General features: G+C 61.5%; 11 protein-coding genes. 3 read left to right on the forward strand and 8 right to left on the reverse strand.

Translation table 11 applies throughout. The annotated features are described in order from the left end of the window. Positions 1–2: 2 nt before the first annotated feature. Complete coding sequence (locus V3W27_RS25505; protein WP_330207824.1) at positions 3–869, reverse strand: pirin family protein; 867 nt, start codon at positions 867–869, stop codon at positions 3–5. A 291-nt stretch (positions 870–1,160) separates the two neighbouring features. Between V3W27_RS25505 and dkgB the strand changes: the two genes are divergently transcribed. Next, positions 1,161–1,964, forward strand: a complete 804-nt coding sequence (gene dkgB, locus V3W27_RS25510; protein ID WP_330207825.1) for a 2,5-didehydrogluconate reductase DkgB — start codon at positions 1,161–1,163, stop codon at positions 1,962–1,964. 4 nt (positions 1,965–1,968) lie between these two features. On the opposite strand, the gene V3W27_RS25515 is transcribed toward dkgB, so the two are convergent. The 7 genes from V3W27_RS25515 to V3W27_RS25545 form a co-directional block, all read right to left on the reverse strand. After that, positions 1,969–5,187, reverse strand: coding sequence for a transporter substrate-binding domain-containing protein (locus V3W27_RS25515; RefSeq protein ID WP_330207826.1), 3,219 nt, complete (start codon positions 5,185–5,187; stop codon positions 1,969–1,971). An 8-nt stretch (positions 5,188–5,195) separates the two neighbouring features. Beyond that, positions 5,196–5,828, reverse strand: a complete 633-nt coding sequence (locus tag V3W27_RS25520) for a response regulator transcription factor (RefSeq protein WP_330207827.1) — start codon at positions 5,826–5,828, stop codon at positions 5,196–5,198. A gap of 141 nt (positions 5,829–5,969) precedes the next feature. After that, the gene (locus V3W27_RS25525; RefSeq protein WP_330207828.1) at positions 5,970–6,404 is read right to left on the reverse strand and encodes a chemotaxis protein CheY; all 435 of its coding nucleotides are present in this window, start codon (positions 6,402–6,404) and stop codon (positions 5,970–5,972) included. A 136-nt stretch (positions 6,405–6,540) separates the two neighbouring features. Then, a complete protein-coding gene (locus V3W27_RS25530; RefSeq protein ID WP_330207829.1) occupies positions 6,541–7,257 on the reverse strand; it encodes an MgtC/SapB family protein in 717 nt (238 codons plus the stop codon). A gap of 142 nt (positions 7,258–7,399) precedes the next feature. Continuing rightward, entirely contained in the window at positions 7,400–10,099 is a 2,700-nt protein-coding gene (mgtA, locus tag V3W27_RS25535; protein ID WP_330207830.1) for a magnesium-translocating P-type ATPase, read from the reverse strand. Between the two features lie 591 nt (positions 10,100–10,690). Further along, positions 10,691–12,025 carry a lysine N(6)-hydroxylase/L-ornithine N(5)-oxygenase family protein gene (locus V3W27_RS25540; RefSeq protein WP_330207831.1) on the reverse strand — a complete coding sequence of 445 codons (1,335 nt, stop codon included), beginning with the start codon at positions 12,023–12,025 and terminating at the stop codon, positions 10,691–10,693. 133 nt (positions 12,026–12,158) lie between these two features. Then, positions 12,159–12,641 carry a sigma-70 family RNA polymerase sigma factor gene (locus V3W27_RS25545; protein ID WP_027614027.1) on the reverse strand — a complete coding sequence of 161 codons (483 nt, stop codon included), beginning with the start codon at positions 12,639–12,641 and terminating at the stop codon, positions 12,159–12,161. A 322-nt stretch (positions 12,642–12,963) separates the two neighbouring features. On the opposite strand from V3W27_RS25545, the gene V3W27_RS25550 reads away from it, so the two are divergent. Both V3W27_RS25550 and V3W27_RS25555 read left to right on the forward strand, forming a co-directional pair. Beyond that, positions 12,964–14,136 carry an efflux RND transporter periplasmic adaptor subunit gene (locus tag V3W27_RS25550; protein ID WP_225138204.1) on the forward strand — a complete coding sequence of 391 codons (1,173 nt, stop codon included), beginning with the start codon at positions 12,964–12,966 and terminating at the stop codon, positions 14,134–14,136. Then, positions 14,137–16,110 (forward strand): MacB family efflux pump subunit, encoded by a 1,974-nt coding sequence (locus V3W27_RS25555; RefSeq protein ID WP_330207832.1) that lies wholly within the window; start codon positions 14,137–14,139, stop codon positions 16,108–16,110. It begins immediately after the preceding gene. Positions 16,111–16,115 lie beyond the last annotated feature (5 nt).

Raw genomic sequence — 16,115 nt, forward strand, 5'->3', positions numbered from 1 at the left:
ATTTACCCGCGCATTTGGCCAAAACGCCCGGACTGGAAGTCGGCGAATGCCTGATGAATCTCCTGCTCGGTGTTCATCACGAACGGGCCATGGCCGACAATCGGTTCGTCGATCGGCTCGCCGCTGAGCAGCAGCACCACGGCGTCTTCACTGGTCTCAAGGGTCAACTGACGACCGTCGCGCTCGAACAGCACCAACTGCCCGACACCTGCGGTTTCCACACCGTTGATCTGCACCGAACCTTTCAACAGCACCAGCGCGGTGTTGCGTCCCTCGTGCAGATCGAGCGTCAGCAACTTGCCGGCGTTCAGCCGCAGGTCCCAGACGTCGATCGGCGTGAAGGTGTGCGACGGGCCTGTATGACCGTCGAACTCACCGGCAATCAGCCGCAGCCGGCCGGCATCGTCCTTCAGCGCGATATTCGGAATATCGCCGTCGAGAATGGTCTGGTAGCCGGGCGCAGCCATTTTGTCCTTGGCCGGCAGGTTGACCCACAGCTGCACCATTTCCAGCTTGCCGCCGGTTCTGGCGAAATCATCCGAGTGGAACTCCTCGTGGAGGATCCCGGACGCGGCGGTCATCCACTGCACATCGCCGGGGCCGATGGTGCCGCCGCTGCCGGTGGAGTCGCGGTGCTGCACTTCGCCGTCGTAGACGATGGTCACCGTTTCAAAACCACGGTGCGGGTGCTGGCCGACGCCACGGCGCTCGGTGGTCGGGGTGAATTCGGCCGGACCTGCGTGATCGAGCAGCAGGAACGGGCTGATGTGTTTGCCCAGGTTGTCATAGGAAAACAGGGTGCGCACCGGGAAACCATCGCCGACCCAATGGCCGCGAGGGCTGGTGTAGATACCGATGATGTTTTTCATGGTTGCCTCCAGAAAAGGTGGGTGACGCAATGGATTAAGCTTAAATCCATAGCGTTTTTAGGACTAGACGGCAAAAACCGGCTTTAGTGTTCCATTCATAGAACAGTCCCACCGTTGAATCTCGATCCTTGCGGGAGCGGACTTGCTCGCAAAGGTGCCAGTCCAGACAACACAACTATCGGGAAAGATTCATGACTTCTGCTCAACAGTGCTTTGCCCCAGCAGCGGTTTTTCCCAAGCACGCAGACGCGGATACTCCTGCCCATTCCCACTGCAACCCTGGAGTCATCAATGTCTGTTCCCGCTTTTGGTCTGGGTACGTTTCGCCTGCAAGGTCAGGTGGTCATCGATTCGGTGCGCACCGGCCTTGAACTCGGTTACCGCGCCATCGACACCGCGCAGATCTACGAGAACGAAGCCGAGGTCGGCCAGGCCATCGCCGCCAGCGGCATTGCTCGCGAAGAGTTGTTCATCACCAGCAAGATCTGGATCGCCAACTTCGCCAAGGATCGTCTGATCGAGAGCCTCAAGGAAAGCCTGCAGAAACTGCAGACCGACTACCTCGACCTGACCCTGATCCACTGGCCGTCGCCGGAAGATCAGGTGCCGGTCGCCGAATTCATGGGCGCGCTGCTCGAAGCCAAGCGTCTGGGCCTGACCCGGCAGATCGGGGTGTCCAACTTCACCATCGAGCTGATGCAACAGGCCATCGCAGCGGTTGGCGCAGACAACATCGCCACCAACCAGATCGAACTGCACCCGTACCTGCAAAACCGCAAAGTGGTCGAGTTCGCCCGCAGCCAGGGCATCCAGATCACCTCCTACATGACCCTCGCCTATGGCGAAGTGCCGAAGGATCCGGTGATTCAGCAGATTGCTGAACGCCTGCAAGCGACCCCGGCGCAAGTCACTCTGGCCTGGGCGATGCAGTCGGGTTACGCGGTGATTCCATCGTCGACCAAACGCGCCAACCTGCAAAGCAACCTCGGCGCCACCACGCTGACCCTGAGCGAATCCGACATGGCGCTGATCGCCGGTCTGGAGCGCGGCCATCGTCTGACCAGCCCGAAAGGCATTGCCCCGCAGTGGGATTGATCGCTCAGTCCTGAAGCCGCTGCGCGAGGTCGAGCATGGCCCTGCGCAGCGCATCCGCCGAACGGTGGACCGCCAGGGTTTCGGCGTCGCGGCACGCCTGTTCGAGCTCCGCGCACGCCGCCGCCACCCGCGCGGCACCGACCATTTGCGCACCGCCCTTGATGTGATGCGCCAGGGTGCTTAATTCGCTCAGATCCTGTGGCTGGCGCGCAGCGTCCAGCCGTTGCAGATCCTCGTGCAGACTGCGGAGCACTTGTTCGCGCAGGCGTTGCATCACTGCAGGATTGTCCCCGGCCATCTGCTCAAGCGCGCTCAGGTCGATCTCAGGCAGCGGCGGTGCCGGGTCCGACAGTTGGTCCCCGTCGCCGCGACTGGCCGCCTTCAATGCCTGTTGCAGATCGTGCAAGCGAATCGGCTTGAACAGACAATCGTCCATGCCGGCCTCAAGACAACGGACTTTCTCCTCGACCTGCGCGTTGGCGGTAAAGCCGAGGATCAGGCAGCGTGCCCGACCGCTCGCCGCCTCTTCTTCACGAAGTGTCCGAGCGAGTTCGTAACCGTTGCGCCGCGGCATGTTGCAATCGGTGATCAGCACATCGAAAGCCTGTGTTCGCCAGCGCTGCAAGCCCAGCTCACCATCCTCGACATCGACCGTAACGTGGCCCAGTTCACTCAGTTGCCGGCACAGGAGCAAGCGGTTGACCGGATGATCGTCCACCACCAGCACCCTCAGCGAACGCGCTGGCGTGTCCGCCACTTGCGGGCCTGCCGTCTCGGGTTCGAGCGCGGTCAACAGCGGCAATTGCAGGTTTACCTCAACCCACGTTCCATGCCCCGGCTCGCTGTCCAGGTGCAGTGTGCCACCCATCATTTCGCAGAGGTTACGGCTGATCACCAGGCCCAGTCCCGAGCCGCTACGCGCTGACTGGCCTTGATTAGCGGCCTGGACGAACGGACTGAACAGGCGTTTGCGGTCATCGGCACTGATGCCGATTCCGCTGTCTGCAATCACCACCGCGACCGCCAGGATCCCGGACGGCATCGCAGAGCATGACAAATGCAGGCTCACCTGACCCTGCTCGGTGAACTTGATCGCGTTGCTCAACAGGTTTGACAGCACTTGCTTGAAGCGTGTCGGGTCGAGCATCACGTCAACGTCGCTGTGCGCATCCAGTTCGACCTGCCACAGCAGGCGTTTCTCGCGCGCCAGCCCTTCGAATACGCGGCACACCGCGATCACTTGTTCGCGCAGATTGGCCCGCTGCGGCGCGAGGGACAAATGCCCGGACTCGATACGTGCGATATCGAGAATGTCACCGATCAACGCCAGTAATTGCTGGCCGGCAGCGGACGCGACCTCGATTGCCAGCTTGTCGGTGACGCCCTCCTCGGCACGCTTGAGGGCCATTTCGAGCATGCCGATCAGGGCATTCATCGGCGTGCGGATTTCATGGCTCATGGTCGCCAGAAACGTAGTCTTGGCCCGATTGGCGTCGTCGGCGGCATCCTTGGCCTGCTGCAACTGTTGCAGCCACTGCTGACGCTGACGCAGCTGCGAGCGCTGAAAACCGATCCAGGCCAAGGCCAGCAACAGCAGCCCTGCCGCACCGGCAAACGCCAGCAGGATTTCGCGGCGATGACGCTGCCAGTAGCTCTCTTCCACGACCACGTCATGGCTCCAGCGCTCGACCAGTTCGTCCATCTGCTGCGGCGCGATGCTCAGCAGCGCCTTGTTCAGAATGGTGTGCAGCGCCGTATCCTGCGTTGCGGTCGCCAGGGCAATGCGTGCCGGCTGATCGCCGATCGTGTTGGTGATGCGCAGGCGCTCGCGGTAATGGCGGGCGATCAGAAAACGCGCCACCAGCAGCGAGCTGACGGTCACGTCGGCCTGGCCTTTGGCGATCTGCTCCATGCCCTCGGCCGGGCTGCGCACCTCCACCAGGCGAATCCCGGGCACCTGCTGCAGAATAAAGTCGTGCAATGGATGACCGCGATAAATCGCCAGCCGCTTGCCCGGCAGATCGGCGAGGCTGCGCGGGCTGCCGGCCGTCGTCGCGCTGACCAGCACAAACGGATTGTTCAGGTAGGCACGGGTGAATTGCAGCTCGGTTTCCCGTTCGCTGCTCGGGGTCACCACCGGCAACATGTCGAGCTCACCGGCCTTGAGCTGCTCAATCTGACGATCCAGCGAACGCCCCCGAACCAACTCGAATTGCAGCCCGGTACGCTGACTGATCAGGTTGAGCAACTGTGCCGCCAGCCCGTTGAATCGCCCGTCGGCATCAAAAAACGTCAGCGGTGCGAAGTCCTCGATCACTCCAACCCGCACCCGAGGATGTTGCTCCAGCCACTGCTGCTCGCTGACACTGAGGCGTACCCGTGACTGCGCGGCCATGTGCGCGCCCCCCGCACTCCAGCGCTGCTCGATAAGCTGTCGGCGCTCCATGGGAATGGCCGCCAGCGCCTTGTCGATGATGCGTTTGAGGCGCACCTCACTGCGCAGCAGGGCGAAACCGAAGGGATTGGCATCCAGGCCCGAGGGCCCGGCCAGTTGCAGGTCATTGCGGTAATTGGTGTTGATCAGGTAATTGGCACTGATCAGATCGCCGAGATAGCCGTCATCGACACCAAACGCTACCGCACCCAGCGCATCCATTGCCGAGGCGTAACGCTGCACCTTCGCGTCGGGGTAGAACGCCTGCACGCTGGTCAGCGGCAGATAGTCCTCGACCATGGCGATGCGTTTGCCTGTCAGGTCGGCCGGTAACGTTTCGTCGAGCCGGGTCACCAGCATCGGTTGGTCTTCGGCATAGGGGCGCGACAAGATGAAATCTGGATCGGCCAGCTCGAAATTGTTCGAGGTGCCCAGCAGATCGAGTTCGCCGCGCTTGAGTGCGCTCATCACCGCGTCGCGGTTTGCGTAGCGTTGCACCTCGATCCGCACCCCGAGCAGTTGCGCCAGCAGCTCGGCATAGTCGGCGGTGAGACCTTCCAGCTCCTGCCGATTCCGCGTGATCTCGAACGGTGGATAATCGGGCCCGGAAATACCCATGTGCAACGTCGAATGGCTGCGTAGCCACTGTTGATCCTGGGGGTCGAGCGGGACTTGAATGTTCTCCAGTGCTGCCTGGCTCAACAACTCCAGAGGCTGCGGCGACTCACTGGCCCAGCAGGTGGCCGTGATGCTCAACCAGAGCACGCACCACCAGCATCGCAGATTCACTGTGCTACTCAGATCAAATCGTTGCGCTTGGCGAATTCGCGCAAGTACACCGCTGACTTTGAGTGCAGCCCCAGTTTTTTTATCAAGCGGGTTTTGTAGGTGCTGACGGTCTTGTGGCTGAGGAACATTTCAGCGGCGATTTTCTTGTTGGGCTTATCCAGAGCCAACTGCACGAGAATGTTCAGTTCTCGGTTGGAGAGCTCGTCGATCAGCTGTTTTTCGCTGCGGTGCGACGGGGTCGACGCAAGGCCGTTATCAGGCAGTGCAGCAAAATAGGAGTAGCCCGACATCAGCGCCTGGACAGCCTTGTGCAATTGCAGCAACTGGTTGGTTTTGGCCACGTAACCCATCGCGCCGCCACGCAGACAGCGATCCTGATAGTGCAGCGGATCCTGAGAAGTAAAGATCAGCACCCTGCAGTTGGGGTCGTTGGCCTTCAGCCGCTCCAGCGCTTCCAGTCCACCCACCCCCGGCAACTTGAGATCAAGTATCACCAGTTCCGGTTTGTGCTCACGGCTAAGCTCCAGGGCTTCGCTGGCGCTCGACGCTTCATGAATCACCCTGAACCTTTCGGCTTCGAGCACAAGTTTCACGGCAGCCCGCACCACCGGATGATCGTCGACGATCAGCGCTGACTTCATGACCGCTCCCAGGGCAAAAACAAACGATGGCGCCACCGGTAGCGGCTGTTCCGCCGGGGTGGCTGCGCAAGAACTGTTACACGGGAAGCCAGTCGTATCTACCTGTCAGATCTGACAGTTGCGCAAAAACGTAATTCGTGCTCAAGCCCGGCGTTGCAAGGCTGGCGCCGGGTTCCAGGCATGAGCTGCACACACCGGGTCAACGTCGACCCGCGCCATCAGGTGCTTGATCGCGGCCGCATTGGGCAAGGCGACGGGGCTGATCTGCAGGTTTTCCTGAGCGAAGCCTGCGGGCGTCAGCGCAGGTGCCGAGGGCTCGTTATAGATCAGGGTGTGGCGCACCTGCGGGTTGTTGAGGAAAAAACCCGGCAGGTCCAGCGATCCGGCCGCCAGCTCGGCGTTGATGACCACGACGTCGAACGGTTCACAGCCGTAGTCCACCAGGGTCAGCAGCTCAAGCAGACTCTGTACCGGAGCAACCCGGAAGTATTCGAGACCATTGAACAGGCGCTCGATTTTCATCCGGTGAAAATGCTGCGAATCGGCAATCAGGATACGCAGGGCTTTATTGATCATGCTCGATCTCGTGGAGGTGGACGGGTGCGCCAAGACTACGCAAGCCGCAGGAGCAGTTCTGTAGGACTTTTCCTAAAAAACCGGTCATTCATCCGCACTCATGAGCCATGCCGAATGGCTGCCCGACGTTGTTGCCTTATTCGGTGGTACTCGGACTCCAGAACGCCTGCACCACCAGCGCTGAAGTCGAAATCCGCGCCACCAGCGCATCGAGTTCATCGCCGTCGACCGAAGTCGTCGCCAGCGTCGCTTCGATCTCGATTTCGTCGGCACCGAAGGCGTGTACATCGACGTCGCTGGCCGGGTAATTGCTGCGCTCCAGCTCGGCTTCGAGCAGGGCGAACACGGCTTTCTGCTGTGAGCGCCGGGCGATGACATAGACAATGTTGGTGACTTCGGCCGAGACCACGTCCAGTGGCTGGCGGTTGATGTTGTTGACGATCGGCCGCAGCAAGGTGTTGGCGGCCAGAATGAACAGCGTGCCGAGCAGCGCTTCGGCCAGCAGGTCGGCACCGGCGCAGGCACCGACAGCGGCGGAAGTCCACAGAGTCGCGGCGGTATTGAGGCCACGGACGTTCCCCTCTTCGCGCATGATCACCCCGGCACCGAGAAAGCCGATGCCGGAGACCACGTAGGCGACCACCCGCACCGCACCTTCAGCACCGCCGAGACGGTTGGCCATGTCGACAAAAATCGCCGCGCCGACCGCCACCAGCACGTTGGTGCGCAGGCCGGCGGTGCGTTGCCGGTACTGGCGCTCGAACCCGATCAGGCCACCGAGGATGAACGCTGCGCTGAGGCTGACCAGCGTGTCGAGCAGTGAATCGAGGTTGAGGTTGTTGATGGCTTGCATAGTCTTGTCCTTGAAAACATCCGAATCCCCTGTAGGAGTGAGCCTGCTCGCGATAGCGGTGTGTCAGTCGTTGATATTTTGACTGACGGATTGCCATCGCGAGCAGGCTCACTCCTACAGAGGGAACAGCGTTGTCCTGTTGTTATTGCCAGCCGAACCGGCGGATGTAGAAGCCTTTCACTGCCTGGGTCAGCGCCATGTATGCCAGCAGGATCATCGGCAGGAACACGAAATACAGCGACGGCAGCGCCTGCAGTTTGAAGTAGTTGGCCAGCGGCCCCATCGGCAGGAAGATCCCGACCGCCATGATGATCCCGGTCATCACCAGCAACGGCATGGCTGCACGGCTTTGCAGGAACGGAATCTTCGGCGTGCGGATCATGTGCACGATCAGCGTCTGGGTCAGCAGCCCCACCACGAACCAGCCGGACTGGAACAGCGTCTGGTGATCCGGGGTGTTGGCATCGAACACATACCACATCAAGGCGAACGTCAGGATGTCAAAGATCGAACTGATCGGGCCGAAGAACAGCATGAAGCGCCCGACATCAGCCGGCTGCCAGCGTTGCGGCTTCTTCAGCATCTCCTTGTCGACGTTGTCGAACGGAATCGCGATCTGCGAAATGTCGTAGAGCAGGTTCTGTACCAGCAGATGCATCGGCAGCATCGGCAGGAACGGAATGAACGCGCTGGCGACCAGCACCGAGAACACGTTGCCGAAGTTCGAGCTGGCAGTCATCTTGATGTACTTGAGCATGTTGGCGAAGGTCCGCCGCCCTTCGAGCACGCCCTCCTCCAGCACCATCAGGCTCTTCTCCAAAAGGATGATGTCGGCGGCCTCCTTGGCGATATCCACCGCACTGTCTACCGAAATACCGATGTCGGCCGTGCGCAGCGCCGGGGCGTCGTTGATGCCGTCACCCATGAAGCCGACCACATGACCGTTACCCTTGAGGATGCGCACGATGCGTTCCTTGTGCGACGGCGTCAGCTTGGCGAAGACGTTGGTTTTCTCCACCGCCACCGCCAGTTCGGCATCGCTCATGCGCTCGATGTCGTTGCCCAGCAGCAAGCCCTGTTGCGCCAGACCGACTTCACGGCAGATCTTCGCGGTCACCAGTTCGTTGTCACCGGTCAACACTTTGACCGCCACACCGTGCTCGGCCAAAGCCTTGAGTGCCGGCGCGGTGCTTTCCTTCGGTGGATCAAGGAACGCCACATAACCGATCAGCGTCAGTTCCTGCTCATCCGCCAGGCTGTAAGTGTCGCGACCTTCCGGCATCGAGCGGGCAGCCACTGCCACCACGCGCAAGCCTTCAGCGTTGAATGCTGCGGTGACCTGACGAATCCGGGTCAGCAATTCATCGCTCAAGGCTTCCTCGACGTCACCGTGCTGCACACGGGTGCACACCGCCAGCACTTCTTCCACCGCACCTTTGCAGATCAGTTGATGTGGCTGGCCACGCCCTTCGACCACCACCGACATGCGCCGGCGATTGAAGTCGAACGGAATCTCATCGACCTTGCGAAATGCCGTGCCGACTTTCAGTTCACGGTGGATTTCCACGTGTTCCAGCACCGCTACGTCGAGCAGGTTTTTCAGCCCGGTCTGGTAGTAGCTGTTGAGGTAGGCCATTTCCAGCACGCCATCGGAGTCTTCACCCCAGACGTCGACATTGCGCGCGAGGAAGATCTTGTCCTGGGTCAGGGTGCCGGTCTTGTCGGTGCACAGCACGTCCATGGCGCCGAAGTTCTGGATCGCGTCCAGACGCTTGACGATGACCTTTTTGCGCGACAGGAACACCGCACCTTTGGCCAGGGTCGAGGTGACGATCATCGGCAGCATTTCCGGGGTCAGGCCCACAGCAATCGACAGCGCAAACAGCAGCGCTTCGGTCCAGTCGCCCTTGGTGAAACCGTTGATGAACAGCACCAGCGGCGCCATGACGAACATGAAGCGGATCAGCAGCCAGCTGACTTTGTTCACGCCCAGCTGGAACGAGGTTACCGCGCGGTCAGTCGCGCCGACCCGCTGCGCCAGCGCGCCGAAATAGGTGCTGTTCCCGGTGGTGAGAATCACCGCCACCGCCGTGCCGGACACCACGTTGGTGCCCATGAACAGAATGTTCTCCAGCTCCAGCGGATTGCGCGTGTCGCGGTCGGCCTGACGGGCGAATTTTTCCACCGGCATCGATTCACCGGTCATCGCCGCCTGGCTGACGAACAGGTCCTTGGCGCTGAGCACTCGGCAGTCGGCAGGAATCATGTCGCCGGCGGACAGCACGATCAGGTCGCCCGGCACCAGCTGCTTGATCGGCAGTTCGATGCGCGGCTCGTCGCGGCGCATCACCGTGGCGGTGTTGCTGACCATCGCCTTGAGCGCGTCGGCGGCCTGGTTGGATTTGCTTTCCTGCCAGAAGCGCAGCAGCGTCGACAGCACCACCATGGAGAAAATCACCGTGGCGGCTTTCAGGTCTTCGGTCAGCCACGAGATCACCGCCAACAGAGTCAGCAGCAGGTTGAACGGGTTTTTGTAGCAGTGCCACAGGTGGATCCACCATGGCAGCGGCTGCTCGTGCTCGACTTCGTTGAGGCCGTACTGCGCACGCAGGGCGTCGACTTCAAAATCGGTCAGGCCGTCGGTGTGAGTACCCAGTGACGACAGCAGTTCACCGCTGTCGCGATGGGCCGCATCGACCAGGGTGTTGGCCAGGGTGGGCGGCACTTCACGGCTGACCGTGGTGTCGGTGATCGATTCCAGCAGCGCCAGACGGCGGAAGTGCCGGGCGATGTGGCGTGTACGCAGGAAGCCTGCGAAAAATTCCTTGAGCGTAAGTTTCATGGCTGTTGCCCCTATGGTCAGCCGGGAAACCGTCGAGCAGGTACGACCGCGCCTCGTACGCCGAAAAATCCGGCACGGCAAGGCTTGGCGCGCCGATCACAAAGGACAGGCGTGTCGATAGGTTTGCGATCGCGACCACACGGTCGAAATCACATACTTTCAGTGTCGATGAGAAGGACGTCGGGACATGGCCTCAACTGACCATGATCGGGATGCCGCTGCTCGCTTTACGGCGAGACAACGGCAGAGAAAGGCTGCGCGTTATCTTGCCGAGAATCTGCCGGTTACCGAGACCGGCCGACAACTGTCACTCGAACAAGTACCCACTGTGGGTCTCCGCTATTGATGAAAACGCGCGAAGCTTACGCCTCGATGATTTGAGAGTAAACCCGCAAAAGGAAGTGTGCCGGGGAATGTGGCGGGTGTTCAGGAAGGGTTCAGGATTCAGATTTCAGGGTGTTTTTGACGGCCCCTTCGCGAGCAGGCTCGCTCCCACAGGGGGATCTTCATTGAACACAGATTTTGTGGTCAACAGAGAGCCAATGTGGGAGCGGGCTTGCTCGCGAAAGCGGTATGTGAGGCGCTACAAAATCAGCTTGCCGTCGCCAACAACAGATCCGCCACCGAACGATGCCCACGGTTCTTGCCATGCTCATACAGCGAGCCGGCAATCTCGTCAGCACGCACCGGCAACACCGACAGCAACGTATCACTCAGGCCATGGCTGGCCTGGCAGAAGCCCTGCATGTACAGACCGGCCTTGCAGCGTTCGTCGGTGATCAGTTTGTAGTTGCGATCGACCTCGAAATCACCGAGGTATTCTTCCAGCGGTGCCAACAGTTTGCGGTGCATCTGCCGCTCGTAACCGGTGGCCAGAACCACGGCGTCGTAGGTGCGCACGGTGACTTCGCCGGTGGCGTTGTTGCGCACCGCCAGTTCGATGCCGCGTTCGGTGGCGGTGGCGCTCTCGACGGTGGTCAGGGTACGGAACGCATGACGGGCAATGCCCGAGACTTTCTGCCGATAGAAGATGCCGTAGATGCGTTCGATCAGGTCGATGTCGACCACCGAGTAGTTGGTGTTGTGGTACTCGTTGACCAGCCGCTCACGCTCGGCGCTGTTTTGCTGGAACACCAGATCGGTGAACTCCGGCGAGAACACTTCGTTGACGAACGGGCTGTCGTCCGCAGGTTTGAGGGCCGAGCCGCGCAGGATCATGTCGACCTGCACCGACGGGAACGAATCGTTCAGATCGATAAAGGCTTCCGCCGCGCTCTGCCCGCCGCCGATGATCGCGATGCTCATCGGCTGGTTGTTCACACACGGCTGTTTGGCCATCTGCGACAGATACTGCGAGTGGTGGAACACGCGGCTGTCCCCCTTCAGCGCCTTGAACGCTTCGGGAATCCGCGGCGTGCCACCGGCACTGACCACCACCGAACGCGCGGTGCGCACCAACTGCTGGCCTTCACTGTCGCGGGAGATCACGCGCAGCGCTTCAACCTGATGGTTGTGCAGCACCGGTTCGATGGTCAGCACTTCTTCGCCATAGCGGCTCTGCTCAGTGAACTGCCCGGCGACCCAGCGCAAGTAGTCGTTGTACTCCATGCGGCACGGATAGAAGGTGCCGAGGTTGATGAAGTCCACCAGACGGCCGTGGGCCTTCAGGTAATTGACGAACGAGTACGGGCTGGTCGGGTTGCGCAGGGTCACCAGATCCTTGAGGAAGGAAATCTGCAATTCGCTTTGGGTCGACAGGGTGTTGCCGTGCCAGCTGTAGTTGGCCTGCTTGTCGAGGAACAGCACATCCAGCTCGCCGTGGGTCGGGCCGCGCTCTTGCAGAGCGATGGCCAGCGCCAGGTTCGAAGGGCCGAAACCGACGCCGATCAGGTCGTGAACGATGGGCGATGCAATTGCCTGAGTCATTTCCAGTGTCCTCTGGATGAACCCCTCAACAAGGGGAAGGAGAGCCTAAGTGACCCGACTGGCCTTGAGCAGGACAGCAGGTCGTCTGTTGAGTAGGAACGAGGACAGTGAAATAAAATTTAGCGATGGCGGCTCAATGGGCATCCCATTGCTTGATGCGCAGACGGCAATGCTTCATCGCATTGACGATGTGTTTTTCCACCAGTGCCTTGGAAATTCCCAGCTGTTCGGCAATCTGCGGGTGCGACAGGCCTTCGATCTTGCGCAGCAGAAAACTGTCGCGGCACAGCGGCGACAACTCCGCCAGTGCGCGCTGGAGCATCTCCAGACGCTGGCCGTGATCGAGAGTGCCATGGGGCGACGGGGTGAAATAGCGCTCTTCGCTGTCGAGCACTTCCAGTGGCTCGACCTGGCGCAAGGCGTTGCGCCGATGATCGTCGATCACCAGATTCAGCGCCGTGCGATAAAGAAAGGCCCGGGGCTGCTCGATGGGCGTGTCGCTGGAGCGTTCCAGAACCCGCACATAAGCGTCATGCACCACATCTTCGGCGACCTGACGGTTGCCGAGCTTGGCGTTCAGGAAACACACCAGCTCGCGATAGTAGTTTTCCAACATGACTCCCGGCCGCTTCGATGCGGATTCGATCCTTGAGCACACTGATCGAAGGCCCCGCAAACACGGGTAGCAAGATAGTGGCAACTTGAGGTGCGTAATTTATAGTAATTCTCATATAGATTTAAAGTGGCGTTTGTCGTTGCCCGCTAAATAGTGCCGTTCTATACCTGTAACATCCTGTGTCTTCGCTTAAATTCCCCTGCGCATTCATCGTTTACAGGACAGCTCCCCGTGTCTGTCGCGCCCTGCGACAGCGTTCTGCGGCTGCGCGCTGTGGCGTGCAGCCGGACGACGGGCCGAATTCCACTGGCCGGAACCCTGCATGAAACGTCCCCGCCCCGCTCGACGCGCCCTGCTCGCAGTCCTTTGTCTGATTCCTGTTGTTGCCTACGCCGCGTGGCAAATCATGCCGCCGGGCCGCGAGCGCTTCGCCACCGTGCAAGTCAGCCGTGGCGACATCGAGAGCAGCGTCACCGCGCTGGGCACCCTGCAACCGCGCCGGTATGTCGATGTCGGCGCGCAGGCCTCCGGGCAGATCCAGAAGATCCACGTCGAAGTCGGTGACGTGGTCAAGGAAGGTCAACTGTTGGTGGAAATCGATCCGTCCACGCAGAAGGCCAAACTCGACGCCGGGCGCTTCTCCATCGAAAACCTCAAGGCGCAATTGCAGGAGCAGCGCGCCCAGCATGAGCTGGCGCGGCAGAAGTATCAGCGGCAGCAGAATCTCGTGGCCGGCGGCGCCACCCGTGAAGAAGACGTGCAAACCGCCCGCGCCGAACTGAAAGCCACTCAGGCCCGCGTCGACATGTTCCAGGCGCAGATCCGCCAGGCCGAAGCGAGCCTGCGCAGCGATCAGGCCGAACTCGGCTACACGCGGATCTACGCGCCGATGGCCGGCACCGTGGTTGCCCTCGACGCCCGCGAAGGCCAGACCCTCAACGCGCAACAGCAGACGCCGCTGATCCTGCGCATCGCCAAACTGTCACCGATGACCGTGTGGGCCGAGGTTTCCGAGGCTGACATCGGTCACGTCAAACCGGGCATGACCGCCTACTTCACCACCCTCAGCGGCGGCCAGCGGCGCTGGAGCAGCACCGTGCGGCAGATTTTGCCGGTGCCACCCAAGCCGCTGGACCAGACCAGCCAAGGCGGCGGCAGCCCAGCCAGCAGCAGTAAAAGCGGCAGCGCCCGCGTTGTGCTGTACACGGTTTTGCTCGACGTCGATAACGCCGACAACGCCTTGATGGCCGAGATGACCACCCAGGTGTTTTTCGTCGCCAATCAGGCCAAAGGCGTGCTCACCGCGCCGGTCGCCGCGTTGCAGGGCAGCACCACGGCCAACCTGCAAACCGCGCAGGTGGTGGCGGCCAACGGCGACATCCAGCAGCGCGAGGTACGCACCGGTATCAGCGACCGGCTCAAAGTGCAGATTGTCGACGGCCTCAACGAAGGCGATCACCTATTGATCGGCCCGGTCGACGGCAGCGGAGGCTGAATGAGAACGCCTCTGATCGATCTGCAGGACATTCGCAAATCCTACGGCGGCGGTGACGCGCCTGAAGTTCACGTGTTGCGCGGCATCGACCTGTCGATTCACGCTGGTGAATTCGTGGCGATTGTCGGCGCTTCCGGCTCCGGCAAATCGACCCTGATGAATATCCTCGGCTGCCTCGACCGCCCGACCTCCGGCGAGTATCGCTTTGCCGGGGAAAACGTCGCCGGCCTCGACAGCGACGAGCTGGCCTGGCTGCGCCGCGAAGCCTTTGGCTTTGTGTTCCAGGGCTATCACCTGATTCCGTCCGGCTCGGCCCAGGAAAACGTCGAGATGCCGGCGATCTATGCCGGCACCCCGGCCGCCGAGCGTCACGCCCGCGCCGCTGCCCTGCTCGACCGACTCGGCCTGGCCTCGCGCACCGGCAACCGCCCGCATCAGTTGTCCGGTGGCCAACAGCAACGGGTGTCGATTGCCCGGGCGTTGATGAACGGCGGCCACATCATCCTCGCCGACGAACCCACCGGCGCCCTCGACAGTCACAGCGGCAAAGAAGTGATGACGCTGCTCGATGAGCTGGCGAGCCAGGGCCACGTGGTGATCCTCATCACCCACGACCGCGAAGTTGCGGCCCGGGCCAAACGCATCATCGAAATACGCGACGGCCTGATCATCAGCGACAGCGCCCGCGACAATCCCCACGCCCAGACCAGCGCCAACCCCGGCGCCCTGCAAGCGGTGGATCTGCGCCAGCGTCTGGCCGACGGCGCCGAAGCCACCGGCGCCTGGAAAGGCGAACTGGTCGATGCCCTGCACGCCGCGTGGCGCGTGATGTGGATCAACCGCTTTCGCACCGCACTGACCCTGCTCGGGATCATCATCGGCGTGGCGTCGGTGGTGGTGATGCTGGCGGTCGGTGAAGGCAGCAAACGCCAGGTGATGGCGCAGATGGGCGCCTTCGGTTCGAACATTATTTATCTGAGCGGCTCGGCGCCCAACCCGCGCACGCCGCCGGGGATCATCACCCTCGACGATGTGCACGCGCTGGCCAGCCTGCCGCAAGTGCAGCGGATCATGCCGGTCAACGGCGCCGAGGCCGGCGTGCGGTACGGCAACGCCGACCACCTGAGTTACGTCGGCGGCAACGACACCAACTTCCCGGCGATCTTCAACTGGCCGGTGGTGCAAGGCAATTACTTCACCGAGGCCGATGAGCAGAACGCTGCAGCCGTCGCGGTGATCGGCCACAAAGTCCGCAGCAAACTGCTCAAGGATGTGCCGAACCCGATCGGCCAATTCATCCTGATCGAGAATGTGCCGTTCCAGGTGGTCGGCGTGCTTGCGGAAAAAGGCGCCAGCTCCGGCGACTCCGACAGTGATAACCGCATCGCCATCCCTTATTCGGCGGCCAGCGTCCGGCTGTTCGGCACGCGCAATCCGGAATACGTGGCCATCGCCGCCGCCGACGCGCGCAAGGTCAAGGACACCGAGCAGGCCATCGAGCAACTGATGCTGCGCCTGCACAACGGCAAGAAGGATTTCGAACTGACCAACAACGCCGCGATGATTCAGGCCGAGGCGCGCACCCAGAACACCCTGTCGCTGATGCTCGGTTCGATTGCGGCGATTTCGCTGCTGGTCGGCGGTATCGGCGTGATGAACATCATGCTCATGACCGTGCGCGAGCGGACTCGCGAGATCGGCATTCGCATGGCCACCGGCGCACGTCAGCGCGACATCCTCCGGCAGTTCCTCACCGAAGCGGTGATGCTCTCGGTGGTCGGCGGCATTGCCGGGATCGCCCTGGCACTGATCGTCGGTGGCGTGCTGATCCTCAGCGAAGTGGCCGTGGCCTTTTCCTTGATGGCGGTACTCGGCGCGTTCGGCTGCGCCCTGGTCACCGGTGTTGTCTTCGGCTTCATGCCTGCCCGCAAAGCTGCCCGGCTCGACCCGGTCACGGCCCTTACCAGTGAATGATCGAT

The organism is Pseudomonas sp. AM14(2022) (genome assembly GCF_036346455.1).
In the GTDB taxonomy this organism is placed as follows: Bacteria; Pseudomonadota; Gammaproteobacteria; order Pseudomonadales; family Pseudomonadaceae; genus Aquipseudomonas; species Aquipseudomonas putida_A.

Bases quoted from the DNA above. Each gene is read 5' to 3' on its own strand.
- V3W27_RS25505 (WP_330207824.1), bottom strand. From the start codon at position 869: ATGAAAAACATCATCGGTATCTACACCAGCCCTCGCGGCCATTGGGTC.
- dkgB (WP_330207825.1), top strand. From the start codon at position 1,161: ATGTCTGTTCCCGCTTTTGGTCTGGGTACGTTTCGCCTGCAAGGTCAG.
- V3W27_RS25520 (WP_330207827.1), bottom strand. From the start codon at position 5,828: ATGAAGTCAGCGCTGATCGTCGACGATCATCCGGTGGTGCGGGCTGCC.
- V3W27_RS25525 (WP_330207828.1), bottom strand. From the start codon at position 6,404: ATGATCAATAAAGCCCTGCGTATCCTGATTGCCGATTCGCAGCATTTT.
- V3W27_RS25530 (WP_330207829.1), bottom strand. From the start codon at position 7,257: ATGCAAGCCATCAACAACCTCAACCTCGATTCACTGCTCGACACGCTG.
- mgtA (WP_330207830.1), bottom strand. From the start codon at position 10,099: ATGAAACTTACGCTCAAGGAATTTTTCGCAGGCTTCCTGCGTACACGC.
- V3W27_RS25540 (WP_330207831.1), bottom strand. From the start codon at position 12,025: ATGACTCAGGCAATTGCATCGCCCATCGTTCACGACCTGATCGGCGTC.
- V3W27_RS25545 (WP_027614027.1), bottom strand. From the start codon at position 12,641: ATGTTGGAAAACTACTATCGCGAGCTGGTGTGTTTCCTGAACGCCAAG.
- V3W27_RS25550 (WP_225138204.1), top strand. From the start codon at position 12,964: ATGAAACGTCCCCGCCCCGCTCGACGCGCCCTGCTCGCAGTCCTTTGT.
- V3W27_RS25555 (WP_330207832.1), top strand. From the start codon at position 14,137: ATGAGAACGCCTCTGATCGATCTGCAGGACATTCGCAAATCCTACGGC.